The organism is Caulobacter segnis, assembly GCF_029543125.1.
Classification (GTDB): Bacteria; Pseudomonadota; Alphaproteobacteria; order Caulobacterales; family Caulobacteraceae; genus Caulobacter; species Caulobacter segnis_D.
Genome location: NZ_JARQWW010000004.1, coordinates 98,114 through 111,547, shown reverse-complemented (window position 1 = coordinate 111,547; position 13,434 = coordinate 98,114). Strand labels below are relative to the sequence as shown.

The following is a 13,434-nucleotide window of genomic DNA, read 5'->3' as shown; positions in this document are numbered from 1 at the left end:
TCTCAAGCTCGCTCGATCTGCGCCGCGTAACAGCCGCGGCGGGCGTTGTGGACCTGCAGGAAGGACACCTGCGGGTCGGCGAAGAAGCGGTCAGTAATGAGCGATTCCAGCTCAGTCCCCTCGACCACCTCGGCGTCGCGCATCATGCCGGCGACGTCGAAGGCGCGGACGGACAGCAGGCGGACGCGGAGCTGTTCGGGGATTTCATCCTTGAACCGGGCGGCGGGAATGTCCGCCTCGCGCACGAAGATGGCGTGGCGGCCGCGATAGGGCGTGTCGGCGTCGAGATATTCGTGGTTCAGCAGCAGCAAGGTCTCGCCCGGCTCGGCGTCCTTCAGGCTGACGCGGCAGGGGAAGCCGGGCTTCTTGTCGGCGGTCATGCGGATCACGCCGGCCTCGGCGAGGGCGGCCTCCGACTGGCTGAACAGGTGGCGGAAAGGTTCGGCGGACAGGCCGGTGACGACGTAGGACATGAAGGGCTCCTTCTGTGGAGACCCTGCTGTCGCGGATGTAGCCGCCTGCGCCCACCCGAAGCTTGCGGTCTAGGAGGCGGGCGGCGTCTTCACGGCCCGGGCCAGCTCAGCTCGCTTGGCCTCTTCCCGAGCGCGCTGGGCGCCGACAGCGGGCGAAGGCTTCCGCTTGGCTTCCATCCGCTTGCGCATGTCGTCGTGGCGCTGCCGCCAACCATCCTCGTGAAAGTTGTTGGCGTCCCAATATCCCCCTCGGGGCGCACCGGCCGGTTGGGCCAGGGCCGGGGCGGCGGTCAAGGTGATTGCGGAGGCGAGGGCGATGAGGATCACGCGCGGCATCGGAGGCTCCAAATACAACCTGGAGTTAAATCCATTGGGCCGCAAAGCTGGTGGTAAAGCAACGAGCGGATTGCCGAGGATAAGGCGCGCGCCTATATCCACCGCCTGTCCAGAAGGAGGCCTCGGCCATGATCAGCACCGGAAACGACCGCTCCGTCCTTTCCCTCATGCTGTCCCAAGGTCGCCATGTCCGCCTTTCTCACCCTGGATCATCTCGCCGCCCGCACGCCTGACGGCCGGCCGCTTTTTGAAAACCTGACGCTGGCCTTCGGGCCCGAGCGCACGGGGCTTGTGGGCCGCAACGGCGTCGGCAAGTCGACGCTGCTGCGCGTCATCGCCGGCGAGATCGCGCCGTCCGTCGGCAATGTCGGCGTCAGCGGCCGCATCGGCGTGCTGCGCCAGAACCTCGCTCCACCGCCGGGCGCCAGCGTCGCCGACCTTTTGGGCGTGGCGGAAGCCCTCGCGTGCCTGGCCCGGATCGAGGCGGGGGAGGGCGATGAGGCCGACTTCTCCGACGCCGACTGGACCCTGCCGGCACGGCTGGAGCAGGCCCTTGCTGAGGTCGGGTTGGAGGGCGTCGATCCGTCCCGCCCGGCGGCGACGCTGAGCGGCGGGCAGGCGACCCGCGCGGCCCTGGCCCGATTGCTGGTGGAGGCGCCGGACCTGATCCTGCTGGACGAGCCTACCAACAACCTCGACTCCGAGGGGCGGGCCCTGGTCGCCCAGGTGCTGCGCGGTTGGCGCGGCGGGGCGCTGGTGGTCAGCCACGACCGGGACCTGCTGCGCCAGATGGACCGGATCGTCGAACTGTCGAGCCTGGGGCCCAAGGTCTATGGCGGCGGCTACGACCTTTATGCCGAACGCAAGGCCGAGGAGCAGGCGGCCGCCGAACGCGACCTGGCCGCCGCAGAACGCGACAGCGACCGCGTGGCGCGGGAGGCCCAGGCGGCGCGGGAGAAGCAGGCCCGCCGCGACGGCGCCGGCAAGCGTTTCGCAGCCAAGGGCGGCACGCCGAAGATCGTTCTGGGCATGATGGCCGAGCGGGCCCAGAACAGCGGCGCGCGGGGCGAGGCTCTGGCCGAACGCCAGCGTGAGGCGGCGGCCGAGCGGCTGGAGAGCGCCCGAGAGCGTGTGGAGCAGGTGCGCGAGCTGGGCTTCACCCTGCCCTCCGCCAACCTGCCGGCGGGGCGGACGGTGTTGGCGCTTGAGGATGTGTCGTTCGGCTATGGCGGCGAGCCGATCCTGAAAGGAGTGTCGCTGCGCATCACCGGGCCGGAGCGTATGGCGATCACGGGTCCCAACGGGCGGGGCAAGACGACCTTGCTGCGACTGGCGGCGGGCCGGGTCGAGCCGACAGCCGGAACAGTGACGCGCGGCGGATCCGCGGCCTTGCTGGACCAGCGGACCGCGCTGCTGAAGGACGACGAGACGATCCTGCAGAACTTCCAGCGCTTGAATCCGGCGGCGACGCAGAACGACGCCCATGCCGCCTTGGCGCGGTTCCTGTTCCGCAACACGGCGGCGCATCAGGTGGCGGGGACGCTGAGCGGCGGGGAGCGCCTACGGGCCGGCCTGGCCTGCGTCCTGGCGCGGGCGGAGCCGCCGCAGCTGCTGATCCTGGACGAGCCGACCAACCACCTGGATCTGGCCAGCATCGTCGCCATCGAGATGGCGTTGGCCGCCTATGACGGGGCCATGCTGATCGTCAGCCACGACCCGGATTTTCTGAGGGCCGTGGGCGTAGAGCGGAACGTAGAGCTGTAAGCGTCAGGCCCGGCGGTTGAGCGCGATGGCGATGCCGGCGTCAGCGGGGGCGTTGCGCTCACCGCTGGAGCCGTAGCCCCCGACCGATCCACGCTGGGCGGCGACTTCGGCGGCGATGGCCTGGACGAGGCCCTCTGTGATGCTCTTGGCCGCCTCTAGGGCGCGGCCGTGCCGGGCGAGGACGGAATCGAAGGCCTCGGTGGCGCGCAGCAGGCGGGCGCGCAAGGGGGGCGGGGCGCCGTTCAGCACCGACGGGTCGCGCTTCAGGCGCACCGACTCATGGCGATAGATGTTGGCCAGCTTGGCCGACTCCTCGATCGTGTCGGCGGCTTCATGCGGGCGGCGGCTTTCGAAGGCCTTGGCCTGGTGAGCCAGCAGCTCGGTCAGGCGCTCGGTGAGGTTCACCAGCGCCTCGGCGCGGACGACGACGTCAGGGTTGCTCATTGGGCCGGGGTCTCCATGACGGGGTGTTCGGTCAGGCCTTGCATCTTCAGCATCTCGCGCTCGACGCTGGCGGCGAGGCCGACGCCGCCAGAGCGGGCCATCTGCTTGCCCATGGCTTCGAGCAGGAAGCCGCGGACCATCTGCTCGCCATGGCCGCCGTTGAATTCGCCGTCGCCGATGCCTTCGAACATCGGGGCCATCATCTGGGTGAGGAACGAGGCCTCGAAGGACTGGGCCGTCTCTTTGATCTGGCCGCGCTTGGCCAGTTCGGCGGCGGTGGCCGGAGTCTTGGCGGCGCCGGCCAGGGCGGCGTCGACGGCGGTGAGGTTGAGGCTGCTCATCATCACATCACCTGAATGTCGGCTTGCATGGCGCCCGCGGCCTTGATGGCCTGCAGGATCGAGATCATGTCGCGCGGCGTCACGCCCAGGGCGTTAAGGCCGTTCACCAGGCTGGTCAGCGAGGCGCCTTCCTGAAGGGTGATCAACTGGCGGCCCTTCTCCTCCTCGAAGGAGACGTTGCTCTGCGGCACGACGGCGGTCTGGCCCTGGCTGAAGGGCGCCGGCTGGCTGACGCCCGGGGTTTCCTGGACGCTGATGGTCAGGTTGCCCTGAGCGATGGCGACGGTGGAGACGCGGACGTTTTCGCCCACCACGATCACGCCGGACACTTCGTCGATAATCACGCGGGCCGGCGCGTCGGTCTGGACGGGCAGGTTCTCGATCATGCTGACGAAGCTGATCAGGTCGCGGCCGGCCGGCGGACGGATGCTGACGATGGTCGGGTTCTCGGAGACCGCCGCGCCGAAGAAGCGGGCGTTGATGGCGTCGGCCACCTGGCGGGAGGTGGTGAAGTCCGGGTTGCGCAGGGTCAGGCGCATCTGCCCCATGCTGGCGAGCTGGAAGCCGGTCTCTTCTTCGACGATGGCCCCGCCGGCGATGCGGCCGGAGGTCGGCACGCCCTTGGTGACCGAAGAGCCCGAAGCGCCCTGGGCCGAGACCGAACCGGTCTGCACCGTGCCCTGGGCGACGGCGTAGACCTTGCCGTCAGCGCCGGCGAGGGAGGTGACCAGCAGGGTGCCGCCCATCAGGCTCTTGGCGTCGCCCACCGCCGAGACGGTGACATCCACGGCCGAACCCGGCGCCGCGAAGGGCGGCAGCTTGGCGGTGACGATCACGGCCGCCGCGTTCTTGGAGTTCAGGTTGGCGTCGCGGATGTTGATGCCCATCCGCTCGAAGCTGGCCTCCAGGGCCTGCTTGGTCATGGGCGAGTTGCGCAGGTTGTCGCCCGTGCCGTTGAGGCCGACCACCAGACCCTGGCCGATCAGGACGTTCTCACGGACGCCTTCGAACTCGACGATATCCTTGATCCGCGAGGCGGCGGAAGCCGTGCCGGCGAAGGCGAGGCTGATGGCGGCGAGGGCGGCTGCAAACAGAGGCGAAAATGAACGACGCATGGGGATCCCGATGAATTCGGAAGACGCCATGCCAGAAGCGGGCCAGAAAGAATCCCAACGGAATCAAGGCGATTCCAAACGGGGCGTCGCGTATCCGGCGCCGAGGGCAATTTCTGCCCGGCATTAACCATACCTCAAGCCCGCGTGGCCGAGAGTTATATGGTTAACGGGCGAGTGGAATTTACCATGAAGGTAAGTGGTTCGAGCGGGGCGGGATCGGTCGGCGGCCCGGGACGCGCCAAGGGCGCATCCTCCGGCGGCGGCTTCGCCCTGCCGAGCGTCGGCGGGGCGGCGGCTTCGACCGGGGTGGCGGGCGCTCAAGGCGTCACAGGCGTGGCGTCTGTCGACGCGCTGCTGGCAATGCAGGCGGTTGGAACGCCCCTGGAAGGCCGCCGCCGCGCCGTGAAGCGGGCGGGGCGCATCCTGGATGTTCTGGACGAGGTGAAGCTGGCGCTGCTGGATGGGGTGCTTTCCGGCCCGCAGCTGCAGAAGCTGGCCCGCGCGGTGCGTGACCAGCGTGACGCCACGGATGATCCGCAGCTGGAAGCTCTGCTCGACCAGATCGAAACCCGTGCGGCGGTGGAGCTGGCCAAGTTCGAAATGTCCCGCAAGGCGATGGCATGAGACATGCGGTGCAATGGCCCGTTGAACGGGAATTTTGTTTTGCTATAAGCGGCCTGCCTGCTGTGGGTGGGTTTTTATGGGGCGTGAGGCGCTAATGACAGCGGCCGCGGTTCTGGTTTCGAAAGATACCTATCGTCCTTCCGAGGGCGAAGAGTTCATGAACGAGCGTCAGCTCGAGTATTTCAAACAAAAGCTGCTCGACTGGAAGGAAGAGATCCTTCGCGAATCTCGCGATACGGTCTCGCATCTCCAGACGGAGACTGAGAATCATCCGGACCTGGCCGACCGCGCCTCGTCGGAGACTGATCGGGCTCTGGAGCTGCGCACCCGTGATCGACAACGCAAGCTGATCTCGAAGATCGACGAGGCCCTGCGCCGAATCGAGGACGGGTCCTACGGCTTCTGCGAAGAGACGGGTGAGCCCATCGGTCTGGCCCGACTGGAAGCCCGGCCGGTGGCGACCCTGAGCCTTGAGGCCCAGGAGCGTCACGAGCGCCGCGAACGCGTCCACCGCGACGACTAAGCCGTTCAGGCCGCTTGACTTCCCGACGTCGAGGGCCGACCTAGCCGGCCTTCGATAGGGAAGGCTTTGGCTCCATGACCGTGAAGGTCCGTTTCGCGCCGTCGCCCACTGGGCGTCTGCATGTCGGCAACATCCGCGCTGCGCTGATCAATTGGCTGTACGCCAAGCGGCAGGGCGGGCAGTTCGTGCTGCGCATCGACGACACCGACCTCGAGCGTTCGACCAAGGAATTCGAGCAGGGCATCGAAACCGACCTGACCTGGCTGGGCCTGGTCTGGGACGAGCGTCACAATCAATCGGCCCGCTTCCCGGTCTATCAGCAAGCTGTCGAGCGCCTGAAGGCGCAGGGCCGCCTTTACCCGGCCTATGAGACCGGCGAAGAGCTGGATCGCCGCCGCAAGGTGCAGCTGTCGCGCGGCCAGCCGCCGATCTATGACCGCGCAGCCCTTAAGCTGACCGACGAGGAGAAGGCCGCCCTGGAGGCCGAGGGCCGCCGTCCGCACTGGCGCTTCCGCCTAGAAGGCAAGCGCGTGAAGTGGATGGATCTGGTCCGCGGGGAGTGCGAGGTGGACACCGCCTCCATGTCCGATCCGGTGCTGATCCGCGAGGACGGCGCGTTCCTCTACACCCTGCCGTCGGTGGTGGACGACATCGACATGGGCATCACCCATGTGATCCGCGGCGAGGACCACGTCACCAACACCGGCGCCCAGATCGAGATCTTCGAAGCCCTGGGCGCGGCCGCGCCGACCTTCGCGCACATGACCCTGCTGGTCGGAGCCGACGGCGGGGCGCTGTCCAAGCGTCTGGGCTCGCTGTCGATCTGCGACCTGCGGGAGCAGGGCTTCGAGCCGCTGGCCATCACCTCGCACCTGGCGAAAATCGGCACCTCCGACAACCTGGAGATCGGCGAGTCGCTGGCCGTGCTGGGCGAGAGCTTCGAGTTCTCGAAGATGGGCCGTTCGGCCGCGCGTTACGATGAGGCGGACCTGGGCCGCCTGAACGCGGCGCTGCTGCACGTCATGCCCTACGAGACGGCCAAACCGCGTCTGGCGGCGCTGGGCGTCGACCTGGGCGAGGGCTTCTGGAATGCCGTGCGCGGCAACCTCAACATGTTCGGCGACGTGAAGACCCTGGCCACGGTCGTGGCGGGCGAGGTGACTCCGGTCGTCGAGGATCAGGCGTTCCTGGACGCCGCCAAGGCGCTGCTGCCCGAGACCATCGGCCCGGACACCTGGGGCGAGTGGGTCAATGCGGTGAAGGAAAAGACCGGGGCCAAGGGCAAGGGCCTGTTCCTGCCCCTGCGTCGCGCGCTCACCGGTATGGATCACGGCCCGGAGATGGGCCCGCTGCTGGCCCTGATCGGGCGGGAGAAGGCGGTCCGCCGGCTGTCCGGCGAAACCGCCTAGTCCTTTAGGCGGCCTTGGCCGAGGCGTTGCATTCGGCCAGGGCTTCGGCGGACAGTTCCTGGCCCTTGAACGTGAAGGCCGCGACTTCGCCCAGTTCGCCGGCGACGCGCTTGCAGGCGCGGACCGGGGGCTGGGACTTCACGTTGCCGGCGACGCAGACGGTGTCCTTGCAGACCCAGGCGGCGCCGTCCTGGATCATACGGGTCTTGGCCGGGGCGGCCTTGAGGGTGACGGCGGCGCCGTCAGAAGCGGCTTGCGCCGCGGTCGCGCCCATGAGGGCGGCCACGGCCACGAGGCCGAGCACGATACGCATGATGACTCTCCTAAAAATCCCCCCGCCGGAGGGAGAGCCGGCGGACAGCGCTATAGTGCGTTTCGAAACGCAACTATGTCAAGCGAATGGCGTCGCTTACATCCTCGACGGGGTCGGCTGCAACCATCGCGCGCAGGGCGGGGACCACGTCCTCGGGCTTGTCCACCACGCGATAACCCTCGCGGAAGGAGGCGGGAGTGAAGCCGGTGGCGATGGTGTGCTCGAACAGAGCGAACAGCGTGTCCCAGAAGCCGTCGGGGCTGTAGAACACCACGGGCTTGTCGTGCAGGTTCAGACGGCGCCAGGACAGCAGCTCGACAATCTCCTCCAGGGTGCCGATGCCGCCCGGCAGGACAACAAAGGCGTCGGATTCATCGAACAGGCCTTTCTTGCGCTCGGCCATGGTCTCGACCACCCGGGTCTCGACCTTGGTGAGGGGGCGTTCGCGGCCGATCAGGAAGCTGGGGATGACGCCCAGCACCCGCCCGCCGGCGTCGTGCGCGGCTCCGGCGCTGGCGCCCATCAGGCCCACGCCGCCGCCGCCATAGACCAGGCGAAGGCCCGCGCGAGCGAACTCGCGGCCCACCTCGGCGGCGTCTTGCAACAGCTTGGGGTCAACGGCGTCGGAGGACCCGCAATAGACGCAGACCGAATCCAGACGCCTGGACTCGTGCGACATGGTCAGTCACTCCAGGAAAGAACGTTGGGCGCGCTTGAAGGCGCGTCTTTTGATCACGATCTGGCTGTGATCGTGTGACAGCCAACATCGGCCGTCGGCGACAAGGTTGCAAGGAGTGCACGTGAATCTGGTCGGAAGGATGCTCTGGACCCCGGTGATCCTGGCCGGGGCGCTGGCCCTGAACGCCTGTGGCCGCGAGGAGCGCACCGCCGCCTGGAGCACGCCGGCGGCGCCGCCGGCTCCGGACGCGGCGGAGGCCGCCTATACGGCCCCGCCGAGCGTGTCGGCGATCGAATCGACCGCCGCCGGGCTGCGCCTGTCTGGCAAGGCGGCGAGCGGCGCGCGGGTGCGCCTTGGCGCCCCGACCGGCGAGACCCTGTTCGCCACAGCCGACGGGGAGGGGCGCTGGACAATCATTGCGCCAAGGTCGGAAGAGCCGCGCCTGTTCGGCCTGTCCATGACCCAGAACGATCGCACCGTTCAGGCGGAGGGGTATGTGCTGATCACCCCGACCGGCGCGGCGGCGATGCTGCGCGCGGGGGCAGGCGCCGATGTGGTCGCTGGAGCGGGCGCGCGTCCGCGCATCCTGGCGGTGGACTACGACCAGGAGGGCGGGGCGGTGATCTCCGGCCTGGCCGTGGCCGATACGCCGCTGGAGCTGCGCGTGGACGGCGTCACGCGCGGCCAGGGCGAGGCGGACGCCAAGGGGCGCTTCAGTCTGCCCCTGAGCCGGCCGCTGGAGCCCGGAAGCTACGAGATCGTGGCGGCGGGCCAGGGCGGCGAGGATTCGGTGCGTCTCGCCGTCGCCGCGGTGGGGCCGCTGCAGTCCGGACCGTTCCAGGGCGAACGCGCGCCGCGCGGCTGGCGCATCGACTGGATGACCCCGGCCGGCGGCGTGCAGACCACGGTGGTCATGGAGGACGGGGCTTGAGCCTTCGTGCGGCGGCGCGCCGACGGGGCGCGGCCGAAATCGAAGTCCAGACCAAGGCCAAGCCGCTGACCGCCCTGGGAGACCTGGGCCGGCTGCTGCTGCGTTCGGATGCGCCGGGCCTGAAATGGCGGCTGTCGGCCGCCCTGTTCCTGACCATTGTCGGCAAGGCGCTCGGCGTCGTCGGTCCGTTGCTGCTGGGCGCGGCCGTGAACCGTCTGACGGCGGGGCAGGGGGCGGTGGCGACAGTGACCTTCGCCTTCGCGGGTCTGGCGCTCGGCTGGGCGCTTATCCGGTTCCTGTCCTACGCGGCGCCCCAGGCGCGGGACGCCATCTTCACCCCAGTGGCCCAGGCGGCCCAGGCCAAGGCGGCCACCGAGACCTTCGCCCACGCCCTGTCGCTGTCCATCGACTTCCACCAGACCAAGCGCACCGGGGCTCTGTCGCGGACCATCGACCGGGGCGCGCGGTCCATGGACTTCCTGGTCCGGTTCCTGGTGTTCAACATTGGCCCCACGGTGCTGGAGCTGGTCATGGCGGCGGTGGTGCTGGCCAAGGCTTTCGACTGGCGCTTCGCCGTGACGGCGGTGGGGACGGTGGCGATCTATTCCTGGATCACGCTCAGCATCTCCAACTGGCGGATCGAGCATCGGCGGGAATTGAACGAGGCCGACAGCGAGGCGGCGGGCCGGGCGGTGGACGCCCTGCTGAACTACGAGACGGTGAAGGCCTTCGGCGCCGAGGCGCGCGCGGCCGAGGGCTATGAGCACGCCATGCGCGCCTATGCCCGGGCGCAGGTGAAGTCGACCACCTCGCTCAGCCTGCTGAACGTGGCGCAGTCGGCGATCCTGAGCCTGGGTCTCGGCGTTATGGCGGTGCTGGCGGGGGCGGAGGTGGCGGCCGGCCGCATCGGTCCCGGCGATGTCACCGCCTCGATCCTGATCCTCATCAACCTGTATAACCCGCTGAACATCCTGGGCTTCGCCTATCGCGAGATCCGCCAGGCCTTCATCGACATGGAGGCGATGATGGACCTGCGCCGCCAGCGGCCGGAGGTGGCCGAGGCGGCCGATCCCGTGGACCTGCCCCCGTGCGACAGCCGGGGCGGGGCGGTGGCGTTCGAGGATGTCTCCTTCCGTCACGGCGCGCGGTCCGAGGGGATCACGGATGTCAGCTTCGTCGCCGCGCCGGGCACGACCACGGCCCTGGTGGGGCCGTCTGGCGCGGGCAAAACGACCCTGGTGCGCTTGGCCCTGCGTTTGATCGATCCGCAGAAGGGGCGCGTGACCCTGGACGGGGCGGACCTGCGCCAGCTGAAGCAGCCGGCTCTGCGCGGGGCGGTGGCCCTGGTGCCGCAGGACGTGGCGCTGTTCAACGACACCCTGGCCGCCAACATCGGCTTCGCCCGGCCGGGCGCCACGGACGACGAGATCTGGGCCGCCGCGCGGGCGGCGGAGCTGGGCGCCTTCATCGAGGCCCTGCCGGAAGGTATGGCGACCAAGGTGGGCGAGCGCGGCCTGAAGCTGTCGGGCGGGGAGCGGCAACGTGTCGGCATCGCCCGCGCCCTGCTGGCCGAGCCACGGGTGCTGATCCTGGATGAGGCGACCAGCGCCCTGGACAGCCGCACCGAGGCGGCCATCCAGGAGACCCTGCGCAAGGCCCGTCGGGGCCGCACGACCCTGGTGGTGGCGCACCGGCTGTCGACCATTGTCGACGCCGACCAGATTCTGGTCCTGCGTCGTGGCCGGATCGTGGAGCGTGGCGATCACGCGAGCTTGTTGGCGGCGGGGGGCGAATACGCCGCCCTGTGGCGTCGCCAGACGCGCGACGGCGCGCTATCAGAAGCGCCTCAGCCTTAAGAGGGAGCGCTGCGATGGAATATCTGCACACCATGGTCCGGGTGAAGGACCTCGATGCGGCGCTGGCCTTCTACTGCGACGGCCTGGGCCTGGTCGAAGCCTACCGCACCGACCACGAGAAGGGCCGCTTCACGCTGGTCTTCCTGGCCGCCCCCGGCGACATGGACAAGGTGAAGGCCGGCAAGAGCCCGCTGGTCGAGCTGACCTACAACTGGGACACCGAGGACTACGGCGGCGGCCGCAACTTCGGCCATCTGGCCTATCGCGTGGACGACATCTACGCGCTCTGCCAGAAGCTGATGGACAAGGGCGTGACCATCAACCGCCCGCCGCGCGACGGCCACATGGCCTTCGTCCGCTCGCCGGACGGCATCTCCATCGAGCTGCTGCAGCGGGGCGACAGCCTGCCCCCCGCCGAGCCGTGGGTGTCCATGCCCAATACGGGCGTCTGGTAGCTCATAGAACCCGCTAGGCGGCCTTCTGGCAGACGAACTCCACGAGGTGGCCGTCGGGATCGCGCAGATAGCCGGCGTAGTAGTTCTCGTGGATGTTGGGAGCCAGGGCCGGCGGCCGGTCCTGCTTGCCGCCGGGCGCGTCGCGGCCGGCCTCGAAGCAGGCGTCCACCGTGGCGCGGTCCGGCGCCACGAAGGCGTAGTGGACCTTCTGCGACGTGCCGCCGGCGGTGACGAAGAAGTCCAGGCCGTGGGCGTCGCCGAACCCCTTTTTGATCTCCTCATCCACCCGCAGGGCGTAGCCCAGCGGAGCGAGCACCCGTGAATAGAAGGCGGCGGCGAGATCGAGGTCGGTGCTTTTCAGTTCAAGGTGGTCGAGCATTTCGGCGGTCTCCGAGGTGGCCGTCTTGAGGGAGCGGCACCATATGGGCGAGGCCGTGCGGAAGGGGCGCAAAGTCCGGGCCCTTCCTGCGCGAAATCGCCATGATGGCGGCTGACCAGGTTCGAATCTCGCGGGGACCCATGATCGACGGTTTCGACGCCAAGCTCCTGGCGGCGCTGCAGCGGGACAACCAGCAGACCGGCGCCCAGCTGGCGGAGAAGGTGGGCCTGTCCTCAGCGGCCTGCCTGCGCCGCGCCCAGCGCCTGCGTGAGGAGGGCGTCATCGTCGCCGACGTGTCGGTGGTGGCGCCCGAGAAGGTCGGGCGCGGCCTGACCATGATCGTCCTGGTGGAGATGGAGCGCGATCAGGCGGAACTGCTTGAAAGCTTCAAGGCGCGGATGCGCGCCGCGCCGGAGGTGATGCAGTGCTGGTACGTCACCGGCCGCGCCGATTTCGTCCTCACCCTGACCATGCGTGACATGGCCGACTATCAGGCTTTTACGACCCGGCACTTCGCCGATCCGAACGTGCGCGGCTACGAGACGCTGGTGTCGATGGATGCGGTGAAGCGCACAGGTGCGACACCTGTTTCGATCGATTGAATTTGTCAGGGATCAGCGCCGATCGACGGCGTTCTGAAACCTGGCTCCGCGGGTAGGATTCGAACCTACGACCAGCCGGTTAACAGCCGGCTGCTCTACCACTGAGCTACCGCGGATCAGGTGTCTCAGAAGAGGTGGGGGCTATAGCCTCCGGCGGCGGGGCGCGCAACACCTCTTCGAAAGAAAAACAGCTCGGCGCAAACCGAGCTGTGGAAAGTTCAGATTGGTGGGTGTCTTCAAGAAGACATCCACAACTCAGGCTGATGCGGTTAACCGCGGATTAAGCCTTGGGCGCGCCGGGCGCGCCGTTGTGTGATCGAGCATTTTGGAAAGAGAGGTGACCGGCCGGGAGCGTCTCGTCGGGGGGGCGTAAGGTGCTCACCGGCCGGTCTGTTCCCCCTTTGGATATTTCCGCGCGGGGACATGACTAGAAAAGCCCGGCGCCGCGAAGCGTTCCAAGCTTGACCGCAGGATGGTCAGAAAGTTTTCAGGCGCGGCCGCGGGCGGCGCGCAGGGGCAGGTTGGTGCGCGCCATGCGGCGGGCCATCACGCGCCAGGCGACGACCACGGCGACCGCGACGATCAGGCCGCCGACGATCAGCAGGGTCAGCAGGTCCGCCTCGCCCAGCGCCTCCAGCCGGGCCAGGCCCAGGGCGGCGAAGTAGCCGGGGGCCAGCATGATCGGCACCCAAAGCAGGGCCGACACCACGTTGGCGATCTGGAAGCGGCGGCTCTTCATCAGCATCATGCCGGCGACCAGCGGAATGAAGGCGCGCAGCGGGCCGAAGAAGCGGCCGATGAAGATCGAGATCGGGCCGTAGCGGCGGAAGAACAGGCGCGTGCGGGCGATCACCCGGCGGTGCGGCTTGAACTCCGGACGGCGCAGGGCGCTGGGGCCCCAGCGGCGGCCGAGCTGATAGGAGACCGCGTCGCCCATCACCGCGCCGACCACGCACCACAGCAGGACGGAGACGGGATCGAGCACGCCGGCCGCGACCAGGCCGCCGGCGATCACCATCAGGGCTGTGGCCGGCACGAAGGCGCCGATGAAGACGAGCGATTCGACAAAGGTGATCACGCCAAGCACGGCGCCAGCCCACGCATGATGCCGTGAGATGAAGTCGCCGAGCGGATTGAGAAGCGCGTCCATGATGATCCCTGTCTGGACGGGGATATGGGCTTTTCGGCGC

Annotated in this window: 17 protein-coding genes and 1 tRNA gene; 8 read left to right on the top strand and 10 right to left on the bottom strand. The window is 68.6% G+C overall.

The features are described from left to right. Positions 1 to 2: 2 nt before the first annotated feature. Positions 3 to 473, bottom strand: a complete 471-nt coding sequence (locus P7B02_RS13200) for a DUF1203 domain-containing protein (protein ID WP_277786814.1) — start codon at positions 471 to 473, stop codon at positions 3 to 5. Between the two features lie 69 nt (positions 474 to 542). After that, a complete protein-coding gene (locus P7B02_RS13195) occupies positions 543 to 809 on the bottom strand; it encodes a hypothetical protein (protein ID WP_277786813.1) in 267 nt (88 codons plus the stop codon). A 186-nt stretch (positions 810 to 995) separates the two neighbouring features. Between P7B02_RS13195 and P7B02_RS13190 the strand changes: the two genes are divergently transcribed. Beyond that, positions 996 to 2,573, top strand: coding sequence for an ABC-F family ATP-binding cassette domain-containing protein (locus tag P7B02_RS13190; RefSeq protein ID WP_277786812.1), 1,578 nt, complete (start codon positions 996 to 998; stop codon positions 2,571 to 2,573). A gap of 3 nt (positions 2,574 to 2,576) precedes the next feature. Here the strand turns inward: P7B02_RS13190 and P7B02_RS13185 are convergent, their stop codons facing one another. From P7B02_RS13185 to P7B02_RS13175, 3 genes are read right to left on the bottom strand one after another with little or no spacing between them, the layout of a single operon-like run. Further along, the gene (locus P7B02_RS13185; RefSeq protein WP_277786811.1) at positions 2,577 to 3,017 is read right to left on the bottom strand and encodes a flagellar basal body protein; all 441 of its coding nucleotides are present in this window, start codon (positions 3,015 to 3,017) and stop codon (positions 2,577 to 2,579) included. Further along, on the bottom strand, positions 3,014 to 3,358 hold the full coding sequence (locus P7B02_RS13180) for a rod-binding protein (RefSeq protein WP_277786810.1): 345 nt from the start codon (positions 3,356 to 3,358) through the stop codon (positions 3,014 to 3,016). Before P7B02_RS13180 ends, P7B02_RS13185 begins: the two co-directional genes overlap by 4 nt. A gap of 2 nt (positions 3,359 to 3,360) precedes the next feature. Then, positions 3,361 to 4,473 carry a flagellar basal body P-ring protein FlgI gene (locus P7B02_RS13175; RefSeq protein ID WP_277786809.1) on the bottom strand — a complete coding sequence of 371 codons (1,113 nt, stop codon included), beginning with the start codon at positions 4,471 to 4,473 and terminating at the stop codon, positions 3,361 to 3,363. 186 nt (positions 4,474 to 4,659) lie between these two features. Here P7B02_RS13175 and fliX point away from each other — a divergent pair, with 186 nt between their 5' ends. The 3 genes from fliX to gltX all read left to right on the top strand — a co-directional run bounded on the left by fliX (position 4,660) and on the right by gltX (position 7,029). Continuing rightward, positions 4,660 to 5,097 carry a flagellar assembly regulator FliX gene (gene fliX, locus P7B02_RS13170; RefSeq protein WP_277786808.1) on the top strand — a complete coding sequence of 146 codons (438 nt, stop codon included), beginning with the start codon at positions 4,660 to 4,662 and terminating at the stop codon, positions 5,095 to 5,097. Positions 5,098 to 5,191: 94 nt separating this feature from the next. Next, positions 5,192 to 5,620, top strand: coding sequence for an RNA polymerase-binding protein DksA (gene dksA / locus P7B02_RS13165; RefSeq protein ID WP_277786807.1), 429 nt, complete (start codon positions 5,192 to 5,194; stop codon positions 5,618 to 5,620). Between the two features lie 74 nt (positions 5,621 to 5,694). Beyond that, positions 5,695 to 7,029: a glutamate--tRNA ligase gene (gene gltX, locus P7B02_RS13160; protein ID WP_277786806.1), complete on the top strand. Its 1,335-nt coding sequence runs from the start codon at positions 5,695 to 5,697 to the stop codon at positions 7,027 to 7,029. A 4-nt stretch (positions 7,030 to 7,033) separates the two neighbouring features. Here the strand turns inward: gltX and P7B02_RS13155 are convergent, their stop codons facing one another. Together P7B02_RS13155 and P7B02_RS13150 are read right to left on the bottom strand one after the other, a co-directional pair. Beyond that, positions 7,034 to 7,342: a CC_3452 family protein gene (locus P7B02_RS13155; RefSeq protein WP_277786805.1), complete on the bottom strand. Its 309-nt coding sequence runs from the start codon at positions 7,340 to 7,342 to the stop codon at positions 7,034 to 7,036. Between the two features lie 73 nt (positions 7,343 to 7,415). Next, positions 7,416 to 8,021: a TIGR00730 family Rossman fold protein gene (locus P7B02_RS13150; RefSeq protein ID WP_277786804.1), complete on the bottom strand. Its 606-nt coding sequence runs from the start codon at positions 8,019 to 8,021 to the stop codon at positions 7,416 to 7,418. Positions 8,022 to 8,142: 121 nt separating this feature from the next. Between P7B02_RS13150 and P7B02_RS13145 the strand changes: the two genes are divergently transcribed. Genes P7B02_RS13145 through P7B02_RS13135 form a run of 3 tightly spaced genes read left to right on the top strand, consistent with a single transcriptional unit; the run spans position 8,143 to position 11,263 of the window. Then, positions 8,143 to 8,952, top strand: coding sequence for a hypothetical protein (locus P7B02_RS13145; RefSeq protein ID WP_277786803.1), 810 nt, complete (start codon positions 8,143 to 8,145; stop codon positions 8,950 to 8,952). Between the two features lie 38 nt (positions 8,953 to 8,990). Continuing rightward, on the top strand, positions 8,991 to 10,808 hold the full coding sequence (locus tag P7B02_RS13140) for an ABCB family ABC transporter ATP-binding protein/permease (RefSeq protein WP_277787149.1): 1,818 nt from the start codon (positions 8,991 to 8,993) through the stop codon (positions 10,806 to 10,808). A gap of 14 nt (positions 10,809 to 10,822) precedes the next feature. After that, on the top strand, positions 10,823 to 11,263 hold the full coding sequence (locus P7B02_RS13135) for a VOC family protein (protein ID WP_277786802.1): 441 nt from the start codon (positions 10,823 to 10,825) through the stop codon (positions 11,261 to 11,263). Between the two features lie 13 nt (positions 11,264 to 11,276). Here P7B02_RS13135 and P7B02_RS13130 read toward each other — a convergent pair whose 3' ends face one another. Continuing rightward, on the bottom strand, positions 11,277 to 11,642 hold the full coding sequence (locus tag P7B02_RS13130; RefSeq protein WP_277786801.1) for a VOC family protein: 366 nt from the start codon (positions 11,640 to 11,642) through the stop codon (positions 11,277 to 11,279). A gap of 140 nt (positions 11,643 to 11,782) precedes the next feature. Here P7B02_RS13130 and P7B02_RS13125 point away from each other — a divergent pair, with 140 nt between their 5' ends. Continuing rightward, complete coding sequence (locus tag P7B02_RS13125; protein WP_277786800.1) at positions 11,783 to 12,244, top strand: Lrp/AsnC family transcriptional regulator; 462 nt, start codon at positions 11,783 to 11,785, stop codon at positions 12,242 to 12,244. A 41-nt stretch (positions 12,245 to 12,285) separates the two neighbouring features. Here P7B02_RS13125 and P7B02_RS13120 read toward each other — a convergent pair. Then, positions 12,286 to 12,360: transfer RNA gene (locus P7B02_RS13120), tRNA-Asn, on the bottom strand. 371 nt (positions 12,361 to 12,731) lie between these two features. Then, positions 12,732 to 13,394 carry a DedA family protein gene (locus P7B02_RS13115; RefSeq protein ID WP_277786799.1) on the bottom strand — a complete coding sequence of 221 codons (663 nt, stop codon included), beginning with the start codon at positions 13,392 to 13,394 and terminating at the stop codon, positions 12,732 to 12,734. Positions 13,395 to 13,434 lie beyond the last annotated feature (40 nt).